Origin of the sequence: Mesorhizobium sp. M0968, assembly GCF_040319065.1 — a bacterium.
Taxonomy (GTDB): domain Bacteria; phylum Pseudomonadota; class Alphaproteobacteria; order Rhizobiales; family Rhizobiaceae; genus Mesorhizobium.
On record NZ_JAMYNL010000031.1, the window covers coordinates 34,605 to 48,229 of the forward strand.

General features: G+C 63.2%; 11 protein-coding genes. 8 read left to right on the plus strand and 3 right to left on the minus strand.

The features are described from left to right. Positions 1-26: 26 nt before the first annotated feature. Positions 27-2,129, minus strand: a complete 2,103-nt coding sequence (locus tag NKH67_RS29670) for a bifunctional rhamnulose-1-phosphate aldolase/short-chain dehydrogenase (protein ID WP_353032424.1) — start codon at positions 2,127-2,129, stop codon at positions 27-29. A gap of 187 nt (positions 2,130-2,316) precedes the next feature. On the opposite strand from NKH67_RS29670, the gene NKH67_RS29675 reads away from it, so the two are divergent. From NKH67_RS29675 to NKH67_RS29705, 7 genes are all read left to right on the plus strand, one after another. Next, the gene (locus tag NKH67_RS29675; RefSeq protein ID WP_352488252.1) at positions 2,317-3,126 is read left to right on the plus strand and encodes a DeoR/GlpR family DNA-binding transcription regulator; all 810 of its coding nucleotides are present in this window, start codon (positions 2,317-2,319) and stop codon (positions 3,124-3,126) included. 55 nt (positions 3,127-3,181) lie between these two features. Then, entirely contained in the window at positions 3,182-4,177 is a 996-nt protein-coding gene (rhaS, locus tag NKH67_RS29680) for a rhamnose ABC transporter substrate-binding protein (RefSeq protein WP_353032426.1), read from the plus strand. Positions 4,178-4,260: 83 nt separating this feature from the next. Further along, the gene (locus NKH67_RS29685) at positions 4,261-5,802 is read left to right on the plus strand and encodes a sugar ABC transporter ATP-binding protein (RefSeq protein ID WP_352589185.1); all 1,542 of its coding nucleotides are present in this window, start codon (positions 4,261-4,263) and stop codon (positions 5,800-5,802) included. Continuing rightward, positions 5,799-6,776, plus strand: a complete 978-nt coding sequence (locus NKH67_RS29690) for an ABC transporter permease (RefSeq protein ID WP_353032428.1) — start codon at positions 5,799-5,801, stop codon at positions 6,774-6,776. Before NKH67_RS29685 ends, NKH67_RS29690 begins: the two co-directional genes overlap by 4 nt. Then, positions 6,773-7,774, plus strand: coding sequence for an ABC transporter permease (locus NKH67_RS29695; protein ID WP_352448661.1), 1,002 nt, complete (start codon positions 6,773-6,775; stop codon positions 7,772-7,774). The genes NKH67_RS29690 and NKH67_RS29695 overlap by 4 nt, the downstream gene beginning before the upstream one ends. Beyond that, positions 7,774-8,091, plus strand: a complete 318-nt coding sequence (rhaM, locus tag NKH67_RS29700) for an L-rhamnose mutarotase (RefSeq protein WP_352448660.1) — start codon at positions 7,774-7,776, stop codon at positions 8,089-8,091. The genes NKH67_RS29695 and rhaM overlap by 1 nt, the downstream gene beginning before the upstream one ends. Next, the gene (locus tag NKH67_RS29705) at positions 8,088-9,458 is read left to right on the plus strand and encodes an FGGY-family carbohydrate kinase (RefSeq protein ID WP_353032430.1); all 1,371 of its coding nucleotides are present in this window, start codon (positions 8,088-8,090) and stop codon (positions 9,456-9,458) included. The genes rhaM and NKH67_RS29705 overlap by 4 nt, the downstream gene beginning before the upstream one ends. 36 nt (positions 9,459-9,494) lie before the next feature. Here NKH67_RS29705 and NKH67_RS29710 read toward each other — a convergent pair whose 3' ends face one another. Together NKH67_RS29710 and galE are read right to left on the minus strand one after the other, a co-directional pair. Continuing rightward, entirely contained in the window at positions 9,495-10,745 is a 1,251-nt protein-coding gene (locus NKH67_RS29710; RefSeq protein ID WP_352613929.1) for a D-amino acid dehydrogenase, read from the minus strand. 43 nt (positions 10,746-10,788) lie between these two features. Next, positions 10,789-11,784, minus strand: a complete 996-nt coding sequence (gene galE / locus NKH67_RS29715; protein ID WP_353032432.1) for a UDP-glucose 4-epimerase GalE — start codon at positions 11,782-11,784, stop codon at positions 10,789-10,791. 265 nt (positions 11,785-12,049) lie between these two features. Here galE and hemA point away from each other — a divergent pair, with 265 nt between their 5' ends. Beyond that, entirely contained in the window at positions 12,050-13,327 is a 1,278-nt protein-coding gene (gene hemA / locus NKH67_RS29720; RefSeq protein WP_352488572.1) for a 5-aminolevulinate synthase, read from the plus strand. Positions 13,328-13,625 lie beyond the last annotated feature (298 nt).

Here is a 13,625-nt window from a genome sequence, read left to right on the forward strand (position 1 = left end):
GTCGGCGCCAACCCTCAAACGACTGCTTATCGCGTAAAGCTCTGTGCGTTGCCGGCGTCGACGTTGATGATGTTACCGGTCGATTTGGCCGACATATCGGAGGCGAAGAAATAGATCGCCTCGGCGATGTCTTCGGGGAACACCGACCGCTTCAGCATCGAACGCGAGCGGTAGTGCTCCTCGAGATCGTCGGTCGACATCTTGTAGGCGGCGGCGCGCTGTTCCTTCCATTCGCCGCTCCAGATCTTCGAGCCGCGCAGTACGGCGTCGGGGTTGACGACATTGACCCTGATCTGCGCTTCCGCGCCTTCCAGCGCCAGGCAGCGTGCCAGATGGATTTCGGCGGCCTTGGCAGTGCAATAGGCGGCGGCGTTTGGCGATGCGGCAAGCCCATTCTTGGAGGCGACGAAGACGACGTTGCCGCCGATCTTCTGCGCCCGAAACAGCCGGAACGCCTCCCGCGAAACCAGGAAATAGCCGGTCGACAGGATGTCCATGTTCTTGTTCCACAGCGTCAGCGTGGTGTCCTCGATCGGCGCCGAGGAGGCCAGGCCGGCATTGGAGACCAGAATATCGATGCCGCCGAATTCGACCGCCGTTTCGGCAAAGCCGGAGATCACCTGATCCTCGGACGTGACGTTGATGACTACGGGCCGCACGAAATCCTTGCCATAGGCCTTGGCAAGCTCGTCATTGGCGCCGGCAAGGGCTGCTTCGTCGATATCGGCCAGCACGACGCACGCGCCCTCGCGCAGCAGCCGGTTGGCGGTGGCCCGGCCAATGCCGCCGGCGCCGCCGGTGACCAGCGCAATCTGGCCGGCAAGAGCCTTTGGTTTCGGCAGGCGCTGCAGCTTTGCCTCTTCGAGCAGCCAGTATTCGATGTCGAAGGCTTCCTGGTCGGGCAGGCCGACATAGGTCGAGACCGTCGAGGCACCGCGCATGACGTTGATGGCGTTGACGTAGAACTCGCCCGATATGCGCGCCGTCGCCTTGTCGCCGGCGAAGGTGAACATGCCAACGCCGGGCATCAGATAGACGACGGCGTTCGGATCGCGCACCGGCGGCGAATCCGCGTGCTTGCAGCGGTCATAATAGGCCCGGTAGCCGACGCGATACTCCGCCACATCATCGGCAAGACGGGCAATGACGGCATCGACGTCGGGATTTTGGGGGTCGAACTCGATGACCAGCGGCCGGATCTTGGTTCGCAGGAAGTGGTCCGGGCAGGACGTGCCGAGTGCCGCCAGCGGCCGCAAATCCCTGGAATTGACGAATTCGAGCACGGCAGGGGAATCGTCGAAATGGCCGAGCTTGTGGCTGTTCTCCGAGATCAGGCCACGGATCCTCGGCATCAGTTTTGCGGCCGCGGCGCGACGCGCAGGCGCATCGAGGGATTTGACGACTTCGCCGCCGAAAATCGGCTTGCCCTGGCTCTTGCGCTCGAACCACTCGATCGCCTGGTTGATCACCGAGATCGTCGTCTCGTAGCATTCCTTCGGTGTGTCGCCCCAGCTGAACAGGCCATGACTGGCCAGTACGACACCCTTGGCTTCGGGGTTTTCGCGGCAGAATTTCTCCAGCCACAGGCCGAGCTCGAAGCCCGGACGTTTCCATGGCAGCCAGCCGATCGTGTCGCCGAAGATCTCCTTGGTCAGCGCCTGCGAATCCTTGGCGGCGGCAATGGCGATGATGGCATCGGGATGCATATGGTCGACAAAAGGCTTCGGCACGAAGGCATGCAGCGGCGTGTCGATGGAAGCCGCACGCGGGTTGAGGTTGAAGGTGCAATGGGGCAGATAGCCGACCATCTCGTCTTCATGTTCGAGGCCGCGATAGAGACCTTTCAGCGCCCGCAATTTGTCCATGTAGAGCGTGGCGAAGCCGTCGAGCTTGATCGAGGCGCTGTCGCCGCCCGAGCCCTTGACCCACAGCACTTCCACGCTCTCGCCGGTGAGCGGATCGTTTTGCCAGATCTTGGAGGAGGTGTTGCCGCCGCCATAATTGGTGACGCGCTTGTCGGAGCCAAGAACATTCGAGCGATAGACCAGACGTTCGGGCTCGCTCATTGCTTGCGCTTTTGCGTCATCCCAAAGATTGGCGAGGCGCGTGCCGGAGCGCTTGTCGAGCATAGGTATCCTCCCTTTGGGACACGCAAACGGCGCGGGTCCCTTTTGTACGAATTTCTACGCAAGCAGCGGCCTTGTCAATCACAAACGATCAATATCAGTCATATTGCATTGCACAATGAAATTATCTGATCGGAAATGATTGACACTGCGCGCTTTGGGTGACTAGATGCTCCGGCAGGGAGGAACCATGCACGAGAAAGAGCGCCACAGGATCATTCTGTCCGCCGTCCAGGAAAAGCCTGTGGTGACGGTGCAGGAGATGGTCGACCTGACGGAGTCGTCGGAGGCGACGATCCGGCGCGACATCGCGGCATTGCATGTGCAAAAACGGCTGCGCCGGGTACGCGGCGGCGCCGAGGCGCTTTCGCCGCCGCAGTTCATCGGCCTTGCCGGCCGGCCCTTTTCCGTCAACGAGACCATCAACGCTTCGCAGAAGCGGGCAATCGCGCGGGAAGCCGTCGAACTGTGCAAGGACGGCGAGCCGATCATCATCAATGGCGGCACCACCACCTTCCAGATGGTGCATTTCCTGACCGGCCGCCGCATGCCGATCTTCACCAATTCCTTCCCGATCGCGGAGCACTTGCTCAGGCACTCCAAGAACACGGTGATGCTGTCGGGCGGCACCATCTACCGCGAGCAGAACATCATCCTGTCGCCGTTCGACAATGACGTGACGCGCAATTTCTACGCGCGCCGCATGTTCATGGGCGCGCAAGGGCTGGGGCCGCTCGGTCTTATGGAAGGCGACCCGCTGCTGATCCAGGCCGAGCAGAAACTGATCGACCAGGCAGACGAATTGGTGGTGCTGGTCGATTCCTCGAAGTTCCGCAAACGCTCGAGCCTGATCCTGTGCGGCCTGTCGCGCATCGCCACGGTGATCACCGACGACGCCATCGAGGATCGCGAAGCCAAGATGCTGGAGACCGCCGGCGTGACGCTGATCATCGCCCGCACAACGGCAACCAACAAGGAAGAATCTTCGCTGCAGGCCTGAGAACCACTCACGCCCGCAGCGGCGATGGAATGCAACGCTCAAGGGAGGATATTCGATGAGCTTTCTGAAGAAATTGATGGTTGCGGCGGCGTTCTCCGCCGCCATGTTCGTGAATGCCGCCTACGCCGAAAACGTCAAGATCGCGCTGGTGGTGAAGTCGCTCGGCAACGGCTTCTTCGACGCCGCCAACAAGGGCGCCGAAGAGGCGGCCAAGGAGCTCGGCGATGTCGACATCATCTACACCGGCCCGACCAAGGCGACCGCCGAAGCGCAGATCGAAGTGGTCAATTCGCTGATCGCCCAGAAGGTCAATGCCATCGCCATTTCGGCGAACGACGCCGACGCGCTGGTGCCAGTGCTGAAGAAGGCGATGCAGCGCGGCATTACCGTCATCTCATGGGATTCAGGCGTCGCGCCGGAAGGACGCCAGCTTCACCTCAACCCCTCCGATACCAATCTGATCGGTGAGACCATCATCAAGCTGGCCGCCGACTACCTGCCGGAAGGCGGCGATGTCGCCATCCTGTCGGCTTCTTCGACCGCGACCAACCAGAATGCCTGGATCGACGCGGCCAAGAAGGTGCTGCCGGAGAAGTTCCCCAAGATCAAGCTCGTCGCCACCGTCTATGGCGACGACGACTCGGCCAAGAGCACGGACGAAGCCAAGGGCCTGCTGAAGTCCTATCCGAACCTCAAGGCGATCATCGCACCGACCACCGTCGGCGTCGTTGCCGCCGCGCAGGTGGTGACCGATGAAGGCCTGATCGGCAAGGTCAACGTCACCGGCCTGGCGCTGCCGTCGGAGTTCAAGAAGTTCATCGACAATGGCGCCAGCCAGGCGGTTGCGCTGTGGAACCCGATCGATCTCGGCTACTCCGCCGTCTACCTCGCCCACGACCTGGCGGTGAAGAAGGAAGAGGCCAAGCCCGGTGCTACGCTGTCGATCGGCCGCGTCGGCAAGGTCACGCTCGACGACACCAACTCGGCTGCGATGGCTCCGCCCTTCCAGTTCGACAAGTCGAACATCGAAAAGTTCTCCAAGATCTATTGATCCTGGAACCTTCGAAACGGTGCGGCGGAGCTCAGGTTCCGCCGCGCTTTCAAACGAACCTTGCTACAGGGCTTGATACGATTATGGACACGACAGCCCAGCACGAAGTGGCAAATGAAGCGCCTTTGTCATCCGGACCGCGCCTGACGCTGTCCGGCATCTCGAAAAGCTTTCCCGGCGTGCGGGCGCTGCACAATGTCGGCCTGTCGCTCTATCCCGGCCAGGTAACCGCGCTGATCGGCGAAAACGGTGCCGGCAAGTCGACGCTGGTCAAGATCATGACCGGCATCTACCAGCCGGATGCTGGCACGATCAGCATCGACGGCCAGCCGGTCACACTGCCCAGCGCCCACGCCGCGTTCGGGCATGGCATCACCGCCATCCACCAGGAAACCGTGCTGTTCGACGACCTGACGGTGGCCGAAAACATCTTCCTCGGCCATGCGCCGCGCACGCGTTTCAAAACCATCGACTGGCGCACCATGCGCAAGAATGCCCGCGAGGTGCTCGACACGATGGGCGCCGGCCATATCGACGCCGACGCCAGGCTGAAGGATCTCGGCATTGCCAACAAGCACCTAGTCGCGGTTGCCCGCGCCATGTCCATCGACGCGCGGATCGTCATCATGGACGAGCCGACGGCAGCGCTTTCGATGAAGGAGATCGAAGAGCTTTTCCTGCTGATCGAATTCCTCAAGAGCGACGGCAAGGCGATCCTGTTCATCAGCCACAAATTCGATGAGATCTACCGCATCGCCGACCGCTATACCGTGTTCCGCGACGGCGAGATGGTCGGCGAAGGCCTGATCAAGGACGCCGGCCAGAGCCAGATCGTGCGCATGATGGTCGGCCGCTCGGTCGATCACATCTTTCCGCAGCGCAAGGCCGAGATCGGCGCGCCGGTGCTGGCCGTCTCCGGCCTGTCGCACCCGACCGAGTTCGACGACATAGGCTTCGAGCTGCACAGGGGCGAAATCCTCGGCTTCTACGGCCTTGTCGGCGCCGGGCGCAGCGAGGTGATGCAGGCGATATCAGGCATCACCCGCACCAGCGGCGGCACGATCACGCTGGAGGGTAAGGCAATCGCGCCGAAATCGGCGGCGGATTCGATCTACGCCGGCATCGTCTATGTGCCGGAGGAGCGCGGCAAGCAAGGCGTGGTGATCGGCCTGCCGATCTTCCAGAATGTCTCGCTGCCCTCGCTCAAACGGACATCCAAATCCGGCATATTGCGGCTGGCCGAAGAGTTCGCGCTGGCCCGCTCCTATACCGAGCGGCTCGATCTGCGCGCCTCCTCGCTCAGCCAGGACGTCGGCACGCTGTCGGGCGGCAACCAGCAGAAGATCGTCATCGCCAAATGGCTGGCGACCGCGCCCAAGGTGATCATCCTGGACGAGCCGACCAAGGGCATCGACATCGGCTCGAAGGCGGCCGTGCACGGCTTCATGGCCGAGCTCGTCGCGCAAGGCCTGTCGGTGATCATGGTGTCGTCCGAATTGCCGGAAATCCTCGGCATGTCGGACCGCGTCGTCGTTATGCGCGAGGGCCGCATTGCCGCGGTCTATGACAATAAAGGGCTCGACGCCGAAACCTTGGTCAGGACGGCAGCGGGGATCGCGGCATGAAGGCTCTTCTCAAATGCCGCGAGGTCTGGCTGCTGGCGGCAATCGTCGTGCTGATCGGGCTGATCTCCACGCGGTTTCCAGGTTTTGCCGATCCGGCCAACCTGCGCCAGGTGTTCAACGACACGTCGATCCTGATGATCCTGGCGCTCGGCCAGATGGTCGTCATCCTGACCCGCTCGATCGATCTGTCGATGGCTTCAAGTCTCTGCTTCACCGGCATGGTGGTGGCAATGCTGAACGCCGCGCATCCGGCGATCCCGATCCCGCTGCTGATCGTCATCGCACTTCTGGTCGGCCTGGTGCTCGGCGCCGTCAACGGCCTGCTGGTATGGCGGCTGAACATTCCCTCGATCGTGGTAACGCTCGGCACCCTTACCATCTACCGCGGCGCCACGTTCGTCATTTCAGGCGGCGCCTGGGTCAACGCCGACCAGATGAGCGCTGATTTCATCGGGTTGCAGCGCGCGGCTTTCCTCGGCATTCCGGTACTGTCGTGGATCGCCCTGCTGGTTATTGCACTGTTCTTCCTCGTGATGACTCGCACCGCGCTCGGCCGCTCGATCTATGCCATTGGCGTCAACCCGACAGCATCGGTCTATGCCGGCATCGATGTCGGCCGGACGAAATTCATCGTCTTCTGCATCTCGGGGATGATCGGCGGCCTCTGCGGCTATCTGTGGATCTCGCGCTACGTCATCGCCTCGGTCGAGGTCGCTAACGGCTATGAGCTCAATATCATCGCCGCCTGCGTCATCGGCGGCATTTCGATTGCCGGCGGCATCGGTTCGGTCGGCGGCGCGGTGCTCGGCGCGCTGTTCCTCGGCATCATCTCCAACGCGCTGCCGGTGATCAACATCTCACCGTTCTGGCAGATGGCGATTTCAGGCAGCGCCATCATCCTGGCCGTGGTGCTCAACGCGCGCGGCGAACGCCGGCAAGGCCGCATCATCCTCAAGAAGGCGGAAGCGGCATGACCGACACCCCTGCCCCACGCCATATTCCCGACCGGCTCGACAAGCCGCTGACGTCGGCGATCTTCTCATGGGAGGCGCTGCTGGTCGTCGTGGCGGTTGCCATCTTTGCCGTCAACAGCTTTGCCTCGCCCTATTTCCTCGACGCGTGGTCGCTGTCGGACCTGACCTTCAACTTCACGGAAAAGGCGCTGATCGCGCTGGCCATGGCGCTGCTGATCATCTCCGGCGAAATCGACCTGTCGGTGGCCGCCATCATCGCGCTGGCGTCAACAATGATGGGCATGGCGGTGCAGGCCGGCGCCGGCATGCCTGAACTGGTGGCAATCGGCCTCGTCGTCGGGCTCGGCTGCGGCGCCTTCAACGGACTGCTCGTCACCAGGCTCGGCTTGCCGTCGATCGTCGTCACCATCGGCACGATGAGCCTGTTTCGCGGCATTGCCTTCATCATCCTGGGCGACCAGGCCTACAAGGGCTATCCCGCGAGCTTCGCCTTCTTCGGCCAGGGCTATGTCTGGTGGGTGGTGTCGTTCGAACTGACGCTTTTCCTGATCGCGGCAGTCGTCTACTGGTTCCTTCTGCACCGGACGAGCTTCGGCCGCCGGGTCTTTGCCATCGGCAACAACCCGGTCGCGGCGCAGTTTTCCGGCGTACGCGTCGGCCGTATCAAATTCATCCTGTTTTGCCTGACCGGCCTGATGGCGGGCATCGCCTCGGTGCTGATCACATCGCGGCTCGGCTCGACCCGGCCGTCCATCGCACAGGGCTACGAGCTGGAAGTCATCACCATGGTGGTGCTCGGCGGCGTCAGCATCCTGGGCGGCGCCGGCAGCATTCTGGGTGTGGTGCTGGCCGCCTTCATCATGGGACTGGTGACCTTCGGCCTCGGCCTGCTCAACGTGCCGGGGATCGTTATGTCGATCTTCATCGGCCTGCTGCTGATCATCGTCATCGCGCTGCCGATCCTGTGGCGGCGAGTACGGCGGGAGCGCTTTGCCTGATGCCGGAGAAATACGCGTTCAAGATGAAGCTCAATCCGGGCATGAAGGCCGAATACAAGAGGCGCCACGACGACATCTGGCCGTCGCTGGTCGCGCTGCTCAAGCAGGCCGGTATCTCCGATTACTCGATCCATCTCGACGAAGAGACCAACACCTTGTTCGGCGTGCTGTGGCGCCGTGACGACCATGGCATGGACGAATTGCCGAAGCATCCGGTGATGCAGCGTTGGTGGGCCGAGATGGCGGACATCATGGAGACCAAGCCGAACAACGAGCCGGTGGCGGTGCCGCTGGAAACAATGTTCCATATGGAATGACCCGCCACGTCGCCGTCATCGATATCGGCAAGACCAACGCCAAGGTGGCGCTGGTCGATCTTGCCGCAGCAAGCGAAGTCGCGCTGCGCAGGATGGTGAACGAGCCGGTTCGGCAAGGCCCATACCCGCACCATGACGTCGAGCGGTTATGGGCGTTTATCCTTGGCAGCCTGGCCGAGATCGACCGCGAGCAGCGCATCGATGCGATATCGATCACCACCCATGGCGCAACGTCCGTGCTGGTCGACGCATCAGGCGAACTGGCGCTGCCGGTGCTCGACTACGAATTCGACGGTCCGGATGCCTTTGCCGGGGACTATGACACGATCCGTCCGGCGTTCTCCGAGACCGGCACGCCGCGCCTGCCGGCCGGCCTCAATCTCGGCGCGCAGCTGTTCTGGCAGCAGAAGCGCTTTCCGGCGGATTTCGCCAGAACCGCCGCGATCCTGATGTATCCGCAATACTGGGCCTTGCGCCTGACCGGCGTCGCCGCCAGCGAGGTGACTTCGCTCGGCTGCCACACCGATCTGTGGAACCCGTGGAAAGCGGATTTTTCGTCGCTGGTCGACCGGCTGCAATGGCGCCGGCTAATGGCGCCGGTGCGGCAGGCCAGGGACCGCCTCGGGCCGATCCTGCCCGCGCTTGCGACACGGACCGGGCTCGACCCGCAAACGCCGGTGTTTTGCGGCCTGCACGATTCCAACGCCTCGCTGCTGCCACATCTCCTGTCCGACCGACCGCCTTTCTCCGTGGTCTCGACCGGCACCTGGGTGGTGTCGATGGCGGTTGGCGGCAACAAGATCGCGCTCGACCCGGCCCGCGATACGCTGGTCAATGTCAACGCGCTCGGCGATCCCGTGCCGTCGGCGCGCTTCATGGGTGGCCGCGAGTTTTCCGTGCTGACCGAGGGCCAATCGGAGAACTGGACGGAAGACGATGTTGCCACGGTGCTGGCGCGCAAGACGTCCCTATTGCCCTCGACCCAACAGGGTTCGGGCCCGTTTCCGCATCATACCGCATCATGGCTTAACGCGGACGGTATGAGCGTCGGCCAACGCTTTGTCACCATCTCGTTCTACCTGGCGCTGATGACCGCGACCTGCCTCGACCTGATCGGCGCGGACGGTCCAACCATCGTCGAAGGACCCTTCGCCCGCAACCGGCTGTTCACCCGCATGCTGGCTGCGGCGACGGCGCGTGGCGTCATCGCCTCCGAGGCCGCCACCGGCACCAGTATCGGCGCCGCCTTGCTGGCGTCGGACCAGGGGACACCGCAAGGCAGAGGCGAAAGGACCGAACCGTCGGCCGATCCACTCTGGACAAGTTACGTGCGCTCCTGGCGTTCAGCGGTCGACGAACGAGCCTGACCGCCGAGCTCATGGCGCCCTGATGTCCGGAGATGCCTAGCCCGCATAGAGCAATCCTTGCGGATCGATCTCCGGCTTGCGGCCGGCGACCACATCGGCAAGGAACTTTCCCGAGCCGCAGGCCATGGTCCAGCCGAGATGGCCGTGGCCGGTGTCAAGGTAGAGATTGTCGTATCGCGCCCGGCCGATGACCGGCACGGAGTTCGGCATCATCGGGCGAAGTCCAGCCCAGAGCTCGGCCTTGCTCTCGTCGAAAGCGCCGGGGAACAGGTCCTTGGCGGTGTTCAGGATCGAGTTGAAATCGCGTGGCTTGAACGTGCGGTCGAACCCGGTGAACTCCGCCGTCGAGGACATCCGCAGCCGATTTCCCAGCCTGGAATAGCCGATCAGCCGGTCCTCGTCGGCGCCACCCATGATCGGCCCCTTGCTTTCATCTTCCAGCGGAACAGTCACGGTATAGCCCTTCACGGGATAGACGGGCAGATCGATGCCGTAGCGGCGGCCGAGCAGACCGCTCTCCGGCCCCATGGAAATGACCACCGCGTCACCCGCCACCGGGCCGGCCGAGGTCATCACGGCGCGCACCCGGTCGCCGTCGATGTCGAGGCCTTCGACCGTGGTGCCGTAGAGGAATTGGACGCCGAGTTTCTCGGCGGCATAGGCAGCGAGGTTCTGCGTGAATTGGCTGGAGTCGCCGGTCTGGTCGATCGGCGAATAGACGCCGCCGGCTATCTTGTCCTTGGCGCCGGCAAGGCCGGGCTCGAGCTCGACCAGCCGGTCGCGGCCGACGATCTCGATCGGCAGGCCGTGTTCGCCGAGATAGCGGTAATTGTCGGTGCCGGTATCGAAACTCTGCTGCGAGCGGAAGAAATACAGAATGCCTTTCTTGCGCTCGTCATAGTGGATGCCGGTCTCGGCCGAGACGGCGTTGATGCAGTCGCGCGAATAGAGCGCCAGACGCAGCTTGACGTCGGTGTTGGCGCGCATGCGCTTATGCGTGCACTGGCGCAGGAAGCGCAGGCTCCAGGCGAAAAAAAACGGATCGAAGCGCAGCCGCACCTTGATGCCGAGATCGTGGTTGTAGAGGCCGCGCAGGAGCGTCTTCAGCGCGGCTGGCGAGGCCCAGGCGGTGGCGTCCCCGGGCGACACCAGGCCGGCATTCGACCGGCTGGTGCCGCGTGCCGCCGCCGGATGGCGCTCGATCACCGTCACCTCATGGCCGTCGCTGGCCAGATAATAGGCCGCCGCCGTACCGACGACGCCGGCCCCAAGCACCAGGATTTTCATTCCGCCCCCAGCCCGCTGAGCCAACCTTTGCGGAGAGCCCACTTCACCCCAGAGCCGAATTCTTGCTGGTCAGGATGCGCTCCCAGGCAAGCGCATCGGCAACGATCTGGTCGAGGTTGTCGCGCTGCGGGGTCCAGCCGAGCTCGCCGCGCGCCAGCTCCGAATTGGCGACGACCGCGGCGGCGTCGCCGGCGCGGCGATCGCCCATCCGCACGTCGAAATCATGGCCGAAGACGCGGCGGACGCTGTCGATGACCTCGAGCACCGAATACCCGTGGCTGTAACCACAATTGGCGACCAGGCTCGATCCGCCGGCACGCAGCCGCTGAAGCGCCAGCCGATGCGCCGCCGCCAGGTCGCTGACGTGGATATAGTCGCGCATGCAGGTACCGTCCGGCGTCGGATAGTCGGTGCCGAACACCTGCATGAAGGGGCGCTTGCCGAGCGCCGTCTCGCAAGCGACCTTGATCAGATGCGTGGCACCGGGCGTCGACTGGCCGGTGCGGCCCTTCGGATCGGCGCCGGCGACGTTGAAATAGCGCAGCGCCGTATAGCGCAACCCATGGGCAATTGCCGCGTCGCGCAGCATCCATTCACTCATCAGCTTGGACAGGCCATAGGGCGATTCCGGCGCAAGCCGGGCATCCTCGCGCACCGGCTCCAGGCCGGCGCCGCCATAGACGGCGGCGGTCGAGGAAAAGATGAAATTGGGCACGCCTTCGCGCACCGCGGTCTCGATCAAGGTGCGCGTCTTGCAGGTGTTGTTCTCGTAATAGGCAAGCGGGTCAGCGACCGATTCGGGGACCACGATCGAGCCGGCGAAATGGATGATCGCGTCGATCTTATTGTCGCGAATGATCGAAGCGACCAGTTCCCTGTCGGCGCCGTCGCCGACGACGAGCTTTGCTTCCGGGGCCACCGCCCATTCAAAGCCGGTAGAAAGCCGGTCGAGGACGACGACGCTGTCGCCCGTGTCCAGCAATTCCCAGACCATATGGCTACCGATATAGCCGGCACCGCCTGTCACCAAAACCGTCATCCGCATCCTCGCTATTCATGATTTATCGGAACTGTCTCAATCGTCGCCGTACTGGAAAATCCGCCGCCAGGCCATTAAAACCTGCGGTAACCAGTCTCATCGGCGCGTGGCATTGTCCTGAAACAAGATTGATCCACATCAAGGGAATAGGCCATGTTCCGTGGTCGTTAGGAACAGGCACGGGGCGTGGCATTTTGACCAAAAAGGCCAGGTGGACGCCGAAAAGGCCAATGACTATGATCCCGCGCAAAACTGGGAAGGCGACATGAACTATCAGCGGTTTTTCGAGGAAGCGATCGACCAGCTCCATGCGGAGCGTCGCTACCGCGTCTTCGCCGACCTTGAGCGTATCGTCGGGAAATTCCCGCGCGCCATCTGGCGCGCCAATGGCCGCGCCGAGGAAATCACCGTCTGGTGCTCCAACGACTATCTCGGCATGGGCCAGCATCCCGACGTCATTGCCGCGTTCCAGAAGGCGGCAGGCAAGATGGGGTCGGGGGCCGGCGGCACCCGCAACATCTCCGGCACCAGCAACCCGCTGGTCGAGCTCGAACTGGAGCTTGCCGACCTGCACGACAAGGAAGCGGCACTGGTTTTCACCTCCGGCTTCGTTTCCAACGAGGCGTCGATCTCGACCATTGCAAAGCTGCTTCCCAATTGCCTGATCATCTCGGACGAGCTCAACCACGCTTCGATGATCGAGGGCGTGCGGCGCTCGGGCGCCGAGAAGAAGATCTTCCGCCATAACGACGTCGCGCATCTCGAAAGCCTGCTGCAGACGGCCGGCCGCGAGCGCGCCAAGCTGATTGTCTTCGAGAGCGTCTATTCGATGGACGGCGACATCGCGCCGATCAAGCAGATCGTCGAACTCGCCGAGCGCTACAACGCCATGACCTACATCGACGAGGTCCACGCCGTCGGCATGTACGGGCCGCGCGGCGGCGGCATCACCGAGCGCGAAGGGCTGGCCGACCGCATCGACATCATCGAGGGCACGCTGGCCAAGGCGTTCGGCACGCTTGGCGGCTACATCGCCGGCACCAGCGCCGTGATCGACGCGGTGCGCTCCTATGCGCCGGGCTTCATCTTCACCACGGCGTTGCCGCCGGCGATCGCTGCCGCGGCAACCACCTCGATCCGCCATCTCAAGCGCTCGCAGGCCGAGCGCGATGCGCAGCTGCGTCAGGCGACACGGACCAAGCAAGTGCTGGCCGCGGCCGGCCTGCCGGTGATGGAGTCGCCTACCCACATCGTGCCCCTTCTGGTCGGCGATCCCGAGCTCTGCAAGATGGCCAGCGACCGCCTGCTCGGTGTGCACGGCATCTACATCCAGCCGATCAACTATCCGACGGTGCCGCGCGGCACCGAGCGGCTGCGCATCACGCCTACACCGTTCCATTCGGACGCGTTGATTGCGTCCCTGCAGGACGCGCTGGTCGAGACATGGGATGCGTTGGGGATTCCCTACGGTTCGGCGGGCCGACCGTCGGTCGCTAAGAGCGACCGCGTCATACCGCTGCTGGTGCCGAAGTCGGGCGGCTGAAGGTTCCGCCTGGGCGAAGTGCTGCCTGTTGATCAACGCAGCAGCGCTCAAAGGTCACGGCATGGATCCTAGGGTCTCCGCTACGTCGCTTCGCTCCTGCTACGCCCTAGGATGACGAACGTGTGGTGGCGTAAGGCCAATCGCGGACGTCGGAGATTGGCTGGAAGCCTCCCTTCGCTTCGTCATCCTAGGGCGGAGCGAACGCGAAGCGGAGCGCAGACCCTAGGATCCATATGTGGACGGCGCCCTGCCTGCAACGGTTGTTTTGCGTCGTTTTCGATCGCTTGCGTCCATATGT